The sequence below is a fragment of the Devosia sp. Micro-HW1 genome (assembly GCF_056341075.1).
Genome location: NZ_CP094375.1, coordinates 1,643,975 through 1,658,688, shown reverse-complemented (window position 1 = coordinate 1,658,688; position 14,714 = coordinate 1,643,975). Strand labels below are relative to the sequence as shown.

Here is a 14,714-nt window from a genome sequence, read left to right as displayed (position 1 = left end):
CCTGATTTACGGCAGGATCGCCCGCAATCGCAGATAGGCAATGCGCTCCACCTGGGCGCAGGCGGTGGTGAATTCCGCCTCGGCCATGTTGGCGAGACGCTTCTCGAAATTTTCCAGGATCGAGAGCTTTGTGTGGTCGCGCACGGCGATAATGAACGGAAACCCGAACTTGGCGACATAGGCGGTGTTGAGCAGGGTGAACTGCTCGCGCTCGACATCGGTGAGGGCGTCCAGGCCCGCCGAGGCCTGTTCGGCGGTGGAATCGGCCGTGAGGCGCTTCGCGGCGGCGAGCTTGCCGGCCAGATCAGGGTGGGCGCGCAGCACCGCGAGACGTTCTTCCGGCGTCGCCAGGCGGAACTGGGTGCGCAGTGAAAAATGCAGGCCGACAGCCGTGTCATTGGCCGGCCCCATTTCCGCTTCCCAGGCGCGTTCGGCGATCCAGGGCGAGTGTTCGAAGATCGATCCATAGCGGGCGACGAACTCGGCCTTGTCGAGCGTGGAAGGCACGACTTCGGGGGCGATATAGGGATGTTCCTGGGCCCAGTGCTGGGCAATGGCGAGGCGGGTGGGGACCCAAACCCTGTCAAAACCCTTTATGTAATCGACGAACTTTTTCAGGCCCTGATAGCGGCCGGGCTGGCCGACGAGCCGGCAATGGAGACCGATGGACATCATCTTGGGCGAACCGGCCTGGCCTTCGGCATAGAGGCAGTCGAAGCTGTCCTTGAGGAAGGTGAAATATTCCTCGCCATTGTCGAAGCCCGGACCGGTGACGAAGCGCATGTCATTGGTCGAGAGGGAGTAGGGGATGATGAGCTGGGGGCTGCCTGCGATGACCTTCCAATAGGGCAGGTCGTCGTCATAGGTGTCGGAGATGTAGGCAAAGCCGCCTGCTTCCGCGACCAGATCGACCGTATTGAGGCTGGAGCGGCCGGTATACCAGCCGAGTGGACGCGCACCGGTGGCGATGGTGTGGAGGCGGATGGCCTCGGCGATCTGCAACTTCTCCTCGCTGGGCGGCATGTCCTTGTGCTGCACCCATCTGAGGCCGTGACTGGCGATTTCCCAGCCGGCCTCCTGCATGGCGGCAAGTTGCGCCGGCGCGCGCATCAGCGCGCTGGCAACGCCATAGACGGTGACGGGCAGGTCGGCTTCGGTGAAGAGGCGATGCAGCCGCCAGAAGCCGGCGCGGGCGCCATATTCATACATGCTCTCGACATTGGCATGGCGCTGGCCGGGCCAGGGCACGGCGCCAAGCACGTCGACCAGGAAAGCCTCGGAGGCCGCGTCGCCATGAAGGACATTGTTTTCCCCGCCCTCTTCGTAATTGAGCACGAACTGCACCGCCACATGGGCGCCGCCGGGCCAGTTGGCATGGGGCGGGGTCTGGCCATAGCCGTGCATGTCGCGGGGATATCGGTTCATGGAATGGTCTCACGATTCAGGCGGGAGACGGAATGGTATGCGGAAGGCGGGGGAGGGCGCTAGGCTTCTTGCGTTTCCGGTTTGCGCTTTGCCCAATACGCCACTGTCCCGTCCTCGGGGTTGACCCGAGGAGCAGTCTCCACGTTCGCGAAGGGTGAGGTTGGCCCCCGGGTCGAGCCCGAGGGCGGAACTGTGTACGGTGAGAGAATGGGCCTAGTCCTGCCGTCCGGCGACCTCTTCGAGCTTGGCCAAAAAGCCCTTCCAGCCGGCATGGGCGCCACCAAAGGCCTGTTTCTGGTTGGGGTGGAAGCCAGACTGTTCGACGCGCAGATGCGTGCCCGAGGCTATGGGCGTCAACGTGTAGGTGACGACGCTCCTGAGGGCGTAAAGCGGATCGTCATTGGCGAAGTCCCAGGTGTAGCTGAGCGTGCGCTCGGGTTCGATGGCGAGGACTTCGCAATCCAGGACGCCGCCCCATTCGCCGCGCAGCTTGAACTTGTGGCCGACAACAGGACTGAAGTCGTTGTTCATCAGCCACTCTGACATGAGGTGGGAGGTGGTCAGCGCTTTCCAGATTTTCGACACGGGTTGAGGGATTTCGCGCTCGACTGTGACGGTGCGGGTTTCGGTTGAGGGGGTCATTTCTTCTTGCCCTTGCTGGCTTCGCCATTGGCGGTGGCTGCAGCCTTGATGAGGTCCTTGAAGGCAGGACCGTCGATGGCTTCGCCTTCAAAAAAGTCGATGGCGCGGCGGACGCCACCTTCGAGGCTGGAATTGAACAGGTGGTCGGGGTCGTCGAGCGAAGCGCCCTTGGGGAATGTGGTCTTCACTGCGGCCTTATAGACCTCGCCGGTGCACAGAATGCCGTTGTGCGACCAGACCGGCTTGCCCCATTTCCACTCTTCCTCGACATCGGGCAGCGCCTCATGGATGAGCTTGCGCAATTCTGCGAGCTTCTGGCCGCGCCAGTCGGGCAGGTCGGCGATGCGCTGGTCGATGAGCTGGGTGGGGGTGGCGCCGGTGGCGAGATCGGCGGCGCTGTTCTTGGAAAAGGTCATGGTCTCACTCCTTACAATTTCTCGCCGGGCAGGCGGCTGGCCTGCTTCACCCAGTCAGCAAACTGGTCCTCGTCGATGACGTCGTTTTCGTAGATGTCGAGGTAACGCACTGCGGCCTGCCTGGATGTTCCGGGCGGCTTGGGCTCGAGCTGCGAACCGTTGTGGAAGGCGACCTTCACGTATTTTGTCATGCAGTGATAGCTGACGAAATAGACGTCCTGCTCGAGGCCATAGAAGGGCGTGTTCCACTTGACCGCCTTCTGCACGCCCGGGACGGTCTTTTCGATGATGGTATCGAGCTTCCTGCCGACGGCGCTCTGCCAGCCTGGCATGGCGGCGATGTAGCGCTGGACGACCTCGTCACCGTAGCCCTTTGAAATCTGCGGATTGCCACCGGAAAGACGGACAATGCCATCAGCACCGGGCTTGAGCGGGGGCTTTTTTGCTTTTCCTTCAGCCATGGTTCAGCCCGCGGCAGCGGGCGCCCGGCGGCGACCAAAATAGTGCTGGAAGGCCATGAAGAGACCCGAGAACATGAGGAGAAACAGCGGCGGCAGCGGCGAATAGGTCACCAGCGGCGGCACGCTGGCATAGCCCAGGGTGAAGATGGCCACGAAATTGGCGACGACCGCCAGGGTGAAGACGATGCCGGTCCAGCGGTGGAAGCTGCGATTGAAGCGCGAAAAGGTCATTGGTCTATCCTTGTAAGCAAATTTTCGAGGGCATCGAGCCGCGCCTCCCAGAAGCCGGTCATTTCCCTGGACCAGTCCAGCAATGGGGCAAGGGCCTCGACGCGGGCGGAATAGTGGGTCTGGCGGCCGGCATGACGGTCCTGCACCAGCCCGGCCTGCTTGAGCACGGCAAGGTGTTTTGAGACCGTGGGCTGGGCGACACCGGCCGCATTAGTCAGTGTGCCGACGGTCTGTTCGCCCTTTTTGCAGAGCTGTTCAAAGATGGCGCGCCTGGTTGGGTCGGCCAGCGAGCGGAACAGGGCATCCTGAGTGTCGGTCATGGAAATTCATTCATGATTGGCTATGGATCAAATCAATAGCCGAACGTGAATGGATGTCAAGAGGTCGGCTGTCAGCGTTCCTTGCGGCCGACTTCAGCATGGACCCCCCGGCCTTCGTCGGGGAGCGGCTGGGTGTATTGGTCCTTCTACGGCTGGACTAGATGGCGCCGGGCAGGGACAGGCCCTCAAAATAGGCCTTGGCGTGGTCGAAAAAAATGGCCGGGGCCAGGTGCAGGGCCCCGCCGGAGCGGACGAGGATGCCGAAGCGATTGGTGGGCAGACCACTATCGTTCAGGGGCCGGAACACCAGCCGGCCGGCGGCGATCTCGTTCTGTGCGCCAATCGGCGTCATGATCGAAGCATAATGGCCGCCCAATGCCAGCTCGACCAGCAGGCGGATCGAATTCACCTCGACCAGCGGCGGGGTGATGCTGGCCGAGGAGCGCAGAAAAGGCTCGATCACTTCGCGGATGGAAATCTCGGGCTTGCCGACGGCCAGGGGATGGCTGAGGCATTGCCCCATGGTGAGGTACTCCGTCTGCGCCAGCGGATGATCGGGCGCCATGACCGCGCCGATGGACACGTCGCGCCGGAAGGCGATGTCCACCTGGCGCGGGGGCCTGGCAATGAAGCCGAAACCGATATCGATTCGCTCGTCGACCAGCCTTTCGACCACTTCGGCGGAGGGAATGATGGAAACATCGAGGGTCAGGCGCGGATAGCGCTTGCCAAATTCGCTGATCAGAGGCGGCAGGAAGGAAAGGCCGACGCTTTCGGCGGTGGCAATGCGGACAGCCCCGGCGCGGACCCCGCGCAGCAACTCGATCTCGGAGACTGCCGCTTCCATGGGCGCGACGAGGCGGCGGGAATGGCGGAAGAGGATTTCGCCGGCCGGAGAGAGACGGAGGCGCTTGCGCTCGCGCAGGAAGAGCGCGATGCCCAAGGCGTCCTCGAGCTGGGCGACCTGCCGCGTGACGGCGGAGGAGGCGACGTTGAGCCGGCGCGCCGCCTCGCGGATGGACAGGTGGGTAGCCACGGCGTTGAAGTAGAGGAGCGAGGGCTGGTGAAAGACACGGGCCAGCAGACTGGCTGAAAGCGCGTGTTCGCGCGGGCGATCGGGGCTGTTGCGCGGGTCCAAGGCAGCACTCCTTTGTTGCCGTATTGGCAGCATAGTGCTTCCAACTTGAGAGTATCAAGAGCACCCATGCGTGCTATGGTGCTGCACGGGGAACGAATATCAGAGCATGCCGCCCGGCCGGACAAGGCCAATGTTGTTGAGCGCGCGGCATGCGGAAGGAGCAGCGAATGGCGGGCGGAGCCCTCACCACCCATGTCCTTGACACCATGCATGGCACTCCGGCGCGCGGTATGCGGCTGGAACTGCACTATGTGCATGGCGACCACACGCATCACCTGGCGGACAGCTATACCAATACGGATGGACGCGTGGACCAGCCGCTGCTGAGCGACCAGTTCCAGCATGGCGAATATGAAATCCGCTTCCATGTCGGTCAGTATTTCGAGCGCATTGGCGTCGAGATCGAGACGCCCTTCCTCGATGTGGTGCCGATCCGTTTCACCATTTCCGAAGACAAGCACTATCATGTGCCGCTGCTGGTCAGTCCCTTCGCGTATTCGACATATCGGGGGAGCTGAAACATGGTCGAGGTCGCCAATGCCATCCGTTTTCTGCTCAATGGCGAAGAGGTGACGCTGACCGATGTAGCGCCCGACCTGACCCTGCTCGACTGGCTGCGCCTCGAGCGCCGGTTGCGGGGCTCCAAGGAGGGCTGCGCCGAGGGCGACTGCGGCGCTTGTACGGTGCTGGTCGGGCGGTTGATGGGCGACGAGATCATCTATGACTCGGTCACCGCGTGCATCCGGTTCGTGGGGAGCCTGCACGGCACTCATGTCGTCACCGTCGAGCATCTGCGCGGGGAGAATGGTGCGTTGCACCCGGTGCAGCAGGCCATGGTGGATCACCATGGCAGCCAGTGCGGTTTCTGCACGCCCGGCTTTGTCATGAGCCTTTATGGCCTGTGGATGCGCGACCCCAATCCGACGCGCCCCGCCATCGAAAAGGCACTGCAGGGCAATCTTTGCCGTTGCACCGGCTATGCGCCGATCATCCGCGCCGCCGAGGCAATTTCTTCCTATGGTCAACCGCAGGGCGACCCTCTCTGGGCCGAGCGCATTGCGGTCAAGGACAAGATCAAGGCGATCAATGACGGGCGCCGGGTCGAAATCGGGACCGGCGACCAGCGCATCATCATTCCGGCCTCGCTCGATGACTTCGCTGCGGTCTATGAGGCCAACCCCGAAGCGCGGATTGTCGCCGGCTCCACTGATGTGGGCCTGTGGGTGACGAAATTCATGCGCACCATCGGGCCGGTCATCTTCATCGGTCATTTGCAGGAATTGAAGCGCATCGCCGAGAATGACAGCGAAGTGCGCTTTTATGCCGGCGTCTCCTATTCCGAGGCGCTGCCGGTCATTGCGGCAAGTTTTCCGCAACTGGGCGAGCTCTGGAACCGTATTGCCGGCGAACAGATCCGCAATATGGGCACGATTGGTGGCAATATCGCCAATGGTTCGCCCATTGGCGATACGCCGCCGCCCTTCATCGCGCTTGGGGCAAAACTCAGCCTGCGGCGCGGGGAGCATCGACGCGAAATCAAGCTCGAAGACTATTTCCTGGCCTATGGCAAGCAGGACCGTCAGCCGGGCGAGTTCGTCGAGAGCGTGACCCTGCCGCTGCTGCCGGCTGGCGAGACCTTTGCCACCTACAAGATTTCCAAGCGGCGCGAGGAGGATATTTCGGCGCTGTGCGGCGCCTTCCGGGTGTTCGTCAATGATGCCGGTACGGTCGGCATGGCGCGCATCGCCTTTGGAGGCATGGCGGCGACCCCCAAGCGGGCCAGGGCGGTCGAGGCGGCTTTGATCGGCAAGGCCTGGACGATGGAAACCGTCGAGGCCGTGGTCGGCCATTTCGCAGAGGACTATCAGCCGATCAGCGACATGCGCGCCTCGGCGGACTATCGGCTGCTGGCGGCGCAGAACCTGCTCAAGCGGTTCTATCTCGATAGCCAAGGCGAAGCGGTGCGGCTCAAGCGAGAGGTGGCGTGATGGGATTTGCACAGAACCTCCCTTCTCCCCTTGAGGGAGAAGGTGCCCGAAGGGCGGATGAGGGGTCTCTTCCATCTCAGTCAGGCGTGAAAGCAGCACCCCTCACCCGTCTCGCGCTGCGCGCGATCCACCCTCTCCCTCAAGGGGAGAGGGGAAGAGCGGAGTACAGCGCATGAACAAGCAATCGCCCATCAGCCTCGCCACGCTGCACACCAATACCCGCCATGACAGCGGGCCCAAGCATGTGTCCGGCGCGGCCGAATATATCGACGACATGATCGAGCCGGTCGGCACGATGCATGCCTATCTGGGCTTGTCGACCCGCGCCCATGCCGAGATCGTCTCGATCGACTTCGCGGCAGTGAAGGCGGCGCCGGGTGTGATCGGCGTGCTGACGGCCGAGGATATTCCGGGCGAGAACGACGTGTCGCCCAGCCACAAGCATGACGAACCGATCTTCGCCGTGGACAGGGTGCAGTTCTGGGGTCAGCCGATGTTCGCCGTCATCGCCGAAACGCGCGACGCGGCGCGACGGGCGGCGCATCTGGTAAAAATCGAGTATCGCGACCTGCCGTTTTTTACCGACGTGCGCGGGGCGCAGGCGGCCGGCGGCAAGCTTGTGACCGAGCCGCTGAAACTCGAACGGGGCAATGTGGAAGCCGAAATGGCAGCCGCGCCGCGCCGGGCCAAGGGTGCCATCACCATAGGCGGCCAGGATCACTTTTACCTTGAAGGGCAGATCGCCTTCGCCATTCCGGGCGAGGACGAGGATGTGGTGATCCATTCCTCGACCCAGCATCCGAGCGAAGTGCAACTGATGGTGGCTCAGGTTCTGGCTATTCGCCACAATGCGGTGACAATCAATGTGCGTCGTATGGGCGGCGGCTTCGGGGGCAAGGAAACGCAGGGGAACCTGTTTGCGGCGGTAGCGGCGCTGGCGGCTAAGAAATGGAACCGTGCCTGCAAGATCCGCCCTGATCGTGACGACGACATGCAGGCTACCGGCAAGCGTCACGACTTCGTGGTCGATTATGACGTGGGCTATGACGAGAGCGGCAAGATTCTTGCCGTCGACGCCGTCTATGGGGCGCGGGCCGGGTTTTCCTCGGACCTGTCCGGGCCGGTGACGGACCGGGCGCTGTTCCATGCCGACAATGCCTATTGGTATCCGGCAGTACGGGTGCGCTCGGAGCCGCTGTACACCAACACCGTCTCCAATACCGCCTTTCGCGGTTTCGGCGGCCCGCAGGGCATGATGGCCGCGGAGCGCTGGGTCGAGGACATTGCCTATGCGCTGGGCAAGGACCCGCTCGACATCCGCAAGGCCAATTTCTACGGCACCGATACCGACAATGTGACGCCCTATCACCAGAGCGTGGAAGACAATGTCATTCACCGGATGGTGGATGAACTGGAAGCCTCGTCGGACTACCAGGCGCGCCGCCGGGCGGTGTTGGACTTCAATAAAGCGAACAAGGTGCTGAAGAAGGGCATTGCGCTGACGCCAGTCAAGTTCGGCATTTCCTTCACCGCCACCTGGTACAATCAGGCCGGCGCGCTGGTGCATGTCTACAAGGACGGCTCGATTCATCTGAGCCATGGCGGCACCGAAATGGGGCAGGGTCTCTATATCAAGGTGGCGCAGGTGGTGGCCGAAGCCTTCGGGGTCAATCTCGACACGGTCAAGATCATGGCCACCTCGACCGGCAAGGTGCCCAATACCTCGGCCACCGCGGCGTCGTCGGGCTCCGATCTCAACGGCATGGCCGCCTGGGATGCCTGCGAGCAGATCAAGGCGCGGCTAATCGCGCATGCGGCCAAGCTTTACGAGGTCGACGAAGTCGATTGCCGCTGGGTGACCGGCGGGCTCGATGTGGGCAACAAGCATGTGCCTTTCGCAGAGCTGGCCGCATCGGCCTATATGAACCGGGTGCAGCTTTCGGCAGCCGGCTTCTACAAGACGCCAAAAATCCACTGGGACCGGGCGACCGGTCGAGGGCATCCATTCTACTACTTTGCCTATGGGGCCTCGGTCAGCGAAGTGACGATCGACACGCTGACCGGCGAATATACGGTGGACCGCGTCGACATTCTCCACGATGTCGGCAGATCGCTGAATCCGGCCATCGATATTGGCCAGGTGGAAGGCGGATTCATCCAGGGCATGGGTTGGTTGACCACCGAAGAGCTGGTCTGGGATGCCAAGGGACAATTGAGGACCCACGCGCCCTCGACCTACAAAATTCCGTTGGCGAGCGACATTCCTCCGGTCTTCAACGTGAAACTGGCCGAGTGGAGCGTCAATCGCGAGCCGACGATCGGCCGCTCGAAGGCCGTGGGCGAGCCGCCCTTCATGCTGGCCATGAGCGTGGTGGAAGCCCTCGGCATGGCAGTGGCTGCCGTGGGGGACTACAAAAAGGCGCCGCAGCTGGATACGCCCGTCACCCCGGAGAGGGTGCTGATGGGGGTAGAGCGAATGAAGGGGGCAAAGGGCTCCTGACATGACCAGCTCCGCCGCGCTTGAAGCCTTTTTCGCAGCCAATCCCGACGCGATTGCGTGCGAACTGACTTCGGTGCGGGGTTCTTCTCCGCGCGAGCAGGGGACGTTCATGCTGGTGGGGCTTGGTGCGATCTTCGGCACGATCGGTGGCGGGGCGCTGGAATATATGGTCATCGACCATGCGCGGCGGCTGATTGCCGAGGGGCGAGCCGAGGAGGCCATGGACGTACCGCTGGGGCCGGAGATCGGCCAGTGCTGCGGGGGGCGGGTCAAGGTCGGGCTGCGCCATGCCGATGCGGCGCTGCGGGACAGGCTGATGGCACAGACCATCGCCGAAGAGGCGTCGGCGGCGCATGTTTATGTGTTCGGGGCCGGCCATGTGGGGCGCGTTCTGGCGCAGATCCTCGCGCTGCTGCCGGTCAAACTTGAGGTCATCGATACGCGTCAGGAGGAACTCGATGCGCTGCCTCCGGGCATTGCGCATCGCCGGGTCGCCATGCCGGAAGCGGTGGTGCGCGCGGCGCCAATGGGCAGTGCCTACATTATTCTCACTCATGACCACGCGCTGGATTTTCTCATTGCGCAGGAAGCCCTTGCCCGCAGCGATAGTCCCTATGTCGGCATGGTTGGCTCGAAGACCAAGAGGGCAAAATTCACCAGCTGGTACCTGGAACAGGGTGGCGAGAGACGGGCGCTGGAGCGGCTGATTTTACCGATTGGGGCGCAAGGGCTTGGGGATAAACGCCCTTCGGTTATTGCGGCACTGGCGGCGGCTGAAGTTATGGTCCAGATTGGGGGACGGGAAGCTTCAGTCGGGCACGGGTCCATCCCCTCCATAAAGGGGATGGCGAGTGGATTCTGATATGCCCAATCGGCTCGAATTGAGCGGCATTACCAAGCAGTTTCCGGGCGTTCTGGCCAATGACCACGTAACTTTCGCGGTCAAGCCGGGGGAAATCCATGCGCTGCTGGGCGAGAATGGCGCGGGCAAATCCACACTGGTCAAGATGATCTACGGGATCATGCAGCCCGACGCCGGCGAAATCCGCTGGAACGGCGCGCCGGTTGTCGTGCCCAATCCCAAGGCCGCGCGCAAGCTCGGTATCGGCATGGTTTTCCAGCATTTTTCGCTGTTCGAGGCGCTGACAGTGCTCGAAAATATCGCGCTGGGCATGGATGCAAAAATTCCGTCGCGGGAACTCGAAGCGAAAATCCGCGAGGTCATGAATGCCTATGGCCTGCTGCTCGATCCGCACCGGACCGTGGCGACGCTGTCGGTGGGCGAGCGGCAACGTATTGAAATCGTTCGGGCCCTGTTGCTGAACCCGCAGCTGCTGATCATGGACGAGCCGACCTCGGTGCTGACGCCGCAGGAGGTGGAGCAGTTGTTCACCGTCTTGCGCAAGCTCGCGGCCGAGGGCTGCTCGATCCTCTATATTTCGCATAAGCTCCATGAAATCAAAGCCTTGTGCGATACGGCGACGATCCTGCGCGGCGGCAAGCTGGTCGATACCTGCGACCCCAAGCAGGAAACCAGCCGCTCCATGGCCGAGAAAATGATCGGTACGGGGCTCAAGGATATCATCAAGCCGGAGGGCCGCAGCTTCGGCCCGCCGAAGCTATTAGTTAACAGACTGTCAACACCAAGGGCCGGTCATTTTGACATTCCGGTCAATGATGTGAGTTTCACCGTCCGGGCCGGGGAAATCCTCGGAATTGCCGGGGTGGCCGGCAATGGACAGAACGCCCTGCTCGATGCGCTCAGCGGCGAAATCCGCAGCGAGGACCGCGACGCCATCACCATCGATGGCAAGGGCATCGGCATGATGGGCACGACCGAGCGGCGGCGGCATGGACTTTGCGCCGTGCCGGAAGAGCGCAATGGCCACGCGGCCGTGGGTGAATTCAGCCTCGCGGACAATTCAGTGCTGACGGCACGCGACCGGCTGGGCATGGTGGTCATGGGGCTGATCAATTCGGGCGCCGCCAGGACCTATACCGGCAAGGTGATCGCCGATTTCGCGGTCAAGGCACTGGGCCCGGCCTCGACGGCGGGCTCGCTGTCGGGGGGTAACCTCCAGAAATACATCATGGGCCGGGAAATCCTGCAAAAGCCGAGTGTGCTGGTGGTGAGCCAGCCGACCTGGGGCGTCGATGCCGGTGCGGCTGCGGCGATCCACCAGGCGCTGGTAGACCTCGCTTCGGCCGGGTCGGCCATCGTGGTCATCAGCCAGGACCTCGATGAGTTGCGGGCGCTCAGCGACACGCTGGCTGTCATCAATATGGGCCGGCTGAGCGAGGCTCGTCCGGTCAAGGATTTCAGCGTCGACGAGATTGGCCTGCTGATGGGCGGCGTCCACGGCACGGTGGAGGCCGCATGATGCAGTTCCGTCTCGAAAAGCGCCGCGAGCCGTCCAAGGTCATGCTTTATGCCACCCCCGTCGCGGCGGTGCTGCTGACCATGGTGGTGGGAGCCATCATCTTCTCGGCCATCGGCTATGATGGCGTGGGTGCGGTGCGGGAAATTTTCCTCACGCCGCTGACCAATTCGTTCAAGTGGCAGGACCTGGGGGTCAAGGCCGCGCCGCTGATCATCATCGGCGTCGGGCTTTCCATCGCCTATCGGGCCAATGTCTGGAATATAGGTGCCGAGGGCCAGTATATCATGGGCGGCCTTGCCGCGACCTGGGTGGCGCTGTCGACCCATGGCATTGGCGGCTGGTGGACGCTGCCGCTGATGATGGTGGCCGGCGTGGCCGGTGGCGCAGCCTATGCGGCGATACCGGCATTGCTGCGCACAAAGCTCAACGTCAATGAAATCCTGACGTCGCTGATGCTCACCTATGCCTCGGTGCAGCTGATCTACTATCTCGTCCGCGCCTCCTGGAAGGACCCGATGGGCATGGGCTTTCCGCAGACCAGGCGCTTTGCGGCCGAGGCGCTGCTGCCCAATATCATTCCCGGGACCATTGTTCATGCGGGTGTGCCTATTGCCATCATCGTGGCCGTGATCGCCTGGTTCATTATGACCCGTTCGGTGTTTGGCTATCAGATGCGCGTGGTGGGCGCGGCGCCGCATGCCGCCCGCTATGGCGGCTTTTCGGAGAACAAGACCATCTGGCTGGCCATGCTGGTCAGCGGCGGGCTTGCGGGCCTTGCCGGCATGCTCGAAGTGGCCGGGCCGTTCCAGCGCATGGTGCCGGGCTTTCCGACCAATTACGGGTTCACGGCGATCATCGTGGCCTTTCTCGGAAGGCTCAATCCGCTGGGTGTGATCTTTGCCGGCATCGTGATGGCCATCACCTTCGTCGGTGGCGAGGTGGCGCAAACCACGATCGGCCTCTCCAATTCGGCGACCGGCGTGTTCCAGGCGATGATGCTGTTCTTCCTTCTGGCCGGTGACATCCTGGTGCGCTACCGCATCAGGCGGGTCGCTCCGCAAGGGGAGGCGCGCACATGACCACGGACCTGATCATTGCCATCATTATCACCGTGGTCGGCGCGTCGACGCCGATCCTGATTGCCGCGCTGGGCGAACTGGTGGTGGAAAAATCCGGCGTCCTCAACCTGGGCGTCGAAGGCATGATGCTGGTGGGTGCCATCACCGCCTTCGTCGTGCTGTTCACGACCGGTAACCACTACCTCGCCATTCTCTGTGCCGCCGGTGCCGGGGTCGCGACCTCGCTGATCTTCGGCTTCCTGACCCTCAGCCTTTCGGCCAACCAGACGGCGACGGGCCTGGCGCTGACGATTTTCGGCACCGGTTTTTCGGCCCTTGCCGGTCAGGGCTATTCGGCCCGGCCGGTGACGCTGATGGGGCCGTTCTTCCCGGCGGACCTCGCGACGCACCCTGTCTGGCGAGTGCTGTTCGGCTATTCGGCGCTGGTCTATTTCTCCTTCGCCATGGTCCTTGCCGTGTGGTGGTTCCTCAAGAAGACCCGCACCGGCCTGATCCTGCGCGCCGTTGGCGAGAACGACCTTTCGGCCCATTCCATCGGCTATTCGGTGGTGGGTGTGCGCTATGCGGCGGTGGCCTTTGGCGGGGCGATGGCCGGTATTGCCGGGGCCTGTTTCCCGCTGCTGCTAACCCCGCAATGGGCTGAACGCATGACCGCAGGTCGCGGCTGGATCGCCGTGGCGCTGGTGGTGTTCGCGAGCTGGAAGCCGTTCCGGCTGCTGGCCGGCGCCTACCTCTTCGGCCTCGTCATGACCATGGAGCTTTATGCCAAGGCCAGTGGCGGGCCGCTGTCGGCCATTCCGGCCGAACTCTGGGCTGCCATGCCCTATCTTGCCACCATCGTGGTGCTGGTGCTGATATCGCTGCGCCGTGACGCCTCTTCCAATGCCCCGGCCTGCCTCGGCAAGCCGTTCTTGCCAACCAATTAGGCCAGCGCTCAATGACTGACCTGATCCATACGACCCGTCATCCAGGAGAGAACAATGACGCTTAATCGTCGCACAATGCTCAAGGCCGGCGTTGCCGCCGCAGCCCTGCCGCTGCTCGGCGGCAAGGCCTTCGCCCAGACCGAACCGCTCAAGGTCGGTTTCGTGCTGGTCGGCACCATCAATGACAATGGCTGGAACTATGCCCACAACCAGGGCCGCCTGATGCTCGAAGAAGAACTCGGCGATGCCGTCGAGACCGTCTATGTCGAGAACGTTCCGGAAGGCCCGGACTGCGAGCGCGTGCTGCGCGAGCTGGCCCAGCAGGGCTGCAAGCTGATCTTCGCCACCAGCTTCGGCTTCGGTGACTCGGTGATCAAGGTTGCCGAGCAGTTCCCGGACATCAAGTTCGAGCACGCGACCGGCTATATGCGCGCAGCCAATGTGGCGACCTACAATGCCCGCTTCCATGAAGGCCGTGCCGTTTGCGGCACCGTGGCCGGCCATATGTCCAAGACCGGCAAGGCCGGCTATATCGGCTCCTTCCCGATCCCGGAAGTGGTCATGGGCATCAATGCCTTCGTGCTCGCGGCCCGCAAGGTCAACCCTGACTTCACCATCACCCCGGTCTATATTTCGACCTGGAACGACCCGGCCAAGGAAGCTGACGCTGCCCGCGCCATGATCGACCAAGGCATCGACGTGATCGCCCAGCACACCGACGGCCCCGCCGCCTTGCAGGTTGCCGAAGAGCGCGGCATTGTCGGCGGCTTCGGCCAGGGTGCCGACATGAGTGCCTTCGCGCCCAATGCCCAGCTGACCTCGATCATCGACAACTGGGGCCCGCACTATGTGGCGACTGCCAAGGCCGTGATCGACGGTACCTGGGAGAGCAAGGACAGCTGGCCGGGCCTCAAGGAAGGCGAAGTCCAGATCGGGCCGTTCGGTCCGACCGTGCCGGAAGATGTCATTGCCGCTGCCGAAGCGGTCAAGAATGGCCAGATCGATGGCTCGTTCAACATCTTCACCGGCCCGATCAACGACCATACCGGCGCCGAAAAGGTCGCCGCCGGCGTGACCCTGACCGATGCCGAGCTGCTCAGCATGGACTGGTATGTCGAAGGCGTCATTCCGCCGGCGTGATTGGTTGGCTGATGTGAATTGAGGGGGCGGGTCCCGGCCCGCCCCTTTTTGATGGCTCCTTATCCCT

15 protein-coding genes are annotated in these 14,714 nt (G+C 62.8%); 8 read left to right on the top strand and 7 right to left on the bottom strand.

Annotated features, from left to right (window positions below):
* Window positions 1-6 precede the first annotated feature (6 nt).
* From puuE to MQW79_RS07850, 7 genes are all read right to left on the bottom strand, one after another.
* Window positions 7-1,425, bottom strand: coding sequence for an allantoinase PuuE (gene puuE / locus MQW79_RS07880; protein WP_476587841.1), 1,419 nt, complete (start codon window positions 1,423-1,425; stop codon window positions 7-9).
* A gap of 213 nt (window positions 1,426-1,638) precedes the next feature.
* Entirely contained in the window at window positions 1,639-2,067 is a 429-nt protein-coding gene (locus MQW79_RS07875; RefSeq protein WP_476587839.1) for an SRPBCC family protein, read from the bottom strand.
* Window positions 2,064-2,483, bottom strand: coding sequence for a DUF1801 domain-containing protein (locus MQW79_RS07870; RefSeq protein ID WP_476587838.1), 420 nt, complete (start codon window positions 2,481-2,483; stop codon window positions 2,064-2,066). The genes MQW79_RS07875 and MQW79_RS07870 overlap by 4 nt, the downstream gene beginning before the upstream one ends.
* An 11-nt stretch (window positions 2,484-2,494) precedes the next feature.
* A complete protein-coding gene (locus tag MQW79_RS07865; RefSeq protein WP_476587837.1) occupies window positions 2,495-2,944 on the bottom strand; it encodes a DUF1801 domain-containing protein in 450 nt (149 codons plus the stop codon).
* Between the two features lie 3 nt (window positions 2,945-2,947).
* Entirely contained in the window at window positions 2,948-3,175 is a 228-nt protein-coding gene (locus MQW79_RS07860; RefSeq protein WP_476587836.1) for a hypothetical protein, read from the bottom strand.
* Window positions 3,172-3,495, bottom strand: coding sequence for an ArsR/SmtB family transcription factor (locus MQW79_RS07855; RefSeq protein WP_476587835.1), 324 nt, complete (start codon window positions 3,493-3,495; stop codon window positions 3,172-3,174). Before MQW79_RS07855 ends, MQW79_RS07860 begins: the two co-directional genes overlap by 4 nt.
* Before the next feature lie 157 nt (window positions 3,496-3,652).
* The gene (locus MQW79_RS07850) at window positions 3,653-4,633 is read right to left on the bottom strand and encodes a LysR family transcriptional regulator (protein WP_476587834.1); all 981 of its coding nucleotides are present in this window, start codon (window positions 4,631-4,633) and stop codon (window positions 3,653-3,655) included.
* 167 nt (window positions 4,634-4,800) lie between these two features.
* Here MQW79_RS07850 and uraH point away from each other — a divergent pair, with 167 nt between their 5' ends.
* The 8 genes from uraH to MQW79_RS07810 all read left to right on the top strand — a co-directional run bounded on the left by uraH (window position 4,801) and on the right by MQW79_RS07810 (window position 14,647).
* A complete protein-coding gene (gene uraH, locus MQW79_RS07845; RefSeq protein WP_476587833.1) occupies window positions 4,801-5,151 on the top strand; it encodes a hydroxyisourate hydrolase in 351 nt (116 codons plus the stop codon).
* 3 nt (window positions 5,152-5,154) lie between these two features.
* Window positions 5,155-6,621: a xanthine dehydrogenase small subunit gene (gene xdhA / locus MQW79_RS07840; RefSeq protein WP_476587832.1), complete on the top strand. Its 1,467-nt coding sequence runs from the start codon at window positions 5,155-5,157 to the stop codon at window positions 6,619-6,621.
* A gap of 172 nt (window positions 6,622-6,793) precedes the next feature.
* A complete protein-coding gene (gene xdhB, locus MQW79_RS07835; RefSeq protein ID WP_476587831.1) occupies window positions 6,794-9,121 on the top strand; it encodes a xanthine dehydrogenase molybdopterin binding subunit in 2,328 nt (775 codons plus the stop codon).
* Between the two features lies 1 nt (window position 9,122).
* Entirely contained in the window at window positions 9,123-9,983 is an 861-nt protein-coding gene (gene xdhC, locus MQW79_RS07830; RefSeq protein WP_476587830.1) for a xanthine dehydrogenase accessory protein XdhC, read from the top strand.
* 1 nt (window position 9,984) lies between these two features.
* Window positions 9,985-11,502: an ABC transporter ATP-binding protein gene (locus MQW79_RS07825; RefSeq protein ID WP_476588201.1), complete on the top strand. Its 1,518-nt coding sequence runs from the start codon at window positions 9,985-9,987 to the stop codon at window positions 11,500-11,502.
* Window positions 11,499-12,581, top strand: coding sequence for an ABC transporter permease (locus tag MQW79_RS07820; RefSeq protein WP_476587829.1), 1,083 nt, complete (start codon window positions 11,499-11,501; stop codon window positions 12,579-12,581). The genes MQW79_RS07825 and MQW79_RS07820 overlap by 4 nt, the downstream gene beginning before the upstream one ends.
* Window positions 12,578-13,507: an ABC transporter permease gene (locus tag MQW79_RS07815; RefSeq protein ID WP_476587827.1), complete on the top strand. Its 930-nt coding sequence runs from the start codon at window positions 12,578-12,580 to the stop codon at window positions 13,505-13,507. Before MQW79_RS07820 ends, MQW79_RS07815 begins: the two co-directional genes overlap by 4 nt.
* 54 nt (window positions 13,508-13,561) lie before the next feature.
* On the top strand, window positions 13,562-14,647 hold the full coding sequence (locus MQW79_RS07810) for a BMP family ABC transporter substrate-binding protein (RefSeq protein ID WP_476587825.1): 1,086 nt from the start codon (window positions 13,562-13,564) through the stop codon (window positions 14,645-14,647).
* Window positions 14,648-14,714 lie beyond the last annotated feature (67 nt).

What these genes read in the sequence shown, in the direction of transcription:
- MQW79_RS07875 (WP_476587839.1), bottom strand. Translation starts at nt 2,067, where the DNA reads ATGACCCCCTCAACCGAAACCCGCACCGTCACAGTCGAGCGCGAAATC.
- MQW79_RS07820 (WP_476587829.1), top strand. Translation starts at nt 11,499, where the DNA reads ATGATGCAGTTCCGTCTCGAAAAGCGCCGCGAGCCGTCCAAGGTCATG.
- MQW79_RS07815 (WP_476587827.1), top strand. Translation starts at nt 12,578, where the DNA reads ATGACCACGGACCTGATCATTGCCATCATTATCACCGTGGTCGGCGCG.
- uraH (WP_476587833.1), top strand. Translation starts at nt 4,801, where the DNA reads ATGGCGGGCGGAGCCCTCACCACCCATGTCCTTGACACCATGCATGGC.
- xdhB (WP_476587831.1), top strand. Translation starts at nt 6,794, where the DNA reads ATGAACAAGCAATCGCCCATCAGCCTCGCCACGCTGCACACCAATACC.
- MQW79_RS07860 (WP_476587836.1), bottom strand. Translation starts at nt 3,175, where the DNA reads ATGACCTTTTCGCGCTTCAATCGCAGCTTCCACCGCTGGACCGGCATC.
- puuE (WP_476587841.1), bottom strand. Translation starts at nt 1,425, where the DNA reads ATGAACCGATATCCCCGCGACATGCACGGCTATGGCCAGACCCCGCCC.
- MQW79_RS07810 (WP_476587825.1), top strand. Translation starts at nt 13,562, where the DNA reads ATGACGCTTAATCGTCGCACAATGCTCAAGGCCGGCGTTGCCGCCGCA.
- MQW79_RS07865 (WP_476587837.1), bottom strand. Translation starts at nt 2,944, where the DNA reads ATGGCTGAAGGAAAAGCAAAAAAGCCCCCGCTCAAGCCCGGTGCTGAT.
- xdhC (WP_476587830.1), top strand. Translation starts at nt 9,123, where the DNA reads ATGACCAGCTCCGCCGCGCTTGAAGCCTTTTTCGCAGCCAATCCCGAC.
- MQW79_RS07870 (WP_476587838.1), bottom strand. Translation starts at nt 2,483, where the DNA reads ATGACCTTTTCCAAGAACAGCGCCGCCGATCTCGCCACCGGCGCCACC.
- xdhA (WP_476587832.1), top strand. Translation starts at nt 5,155, where the DNA reads ATGGTCGAGGTCGCCAATGCCATCCGTTTTCTGCTCAATGGCGAAGAG.
- MQW79_RS07825 (WP_476588201.1), top strand. Translation starts at nt 9,985, where the DNA reads ATGCCCAATCGGCTCGAATTGAGCGGCATTACCAAGCAGTTTCCGGGC.
- MQW79_RS07855 (WP_476587835.1), bottom strand. Translation starts at nt 3,495, where the DNA reads ATGACCGACACTCAGGATGCCCTGTTCCGCTCGCTGGCCGACCCAACC.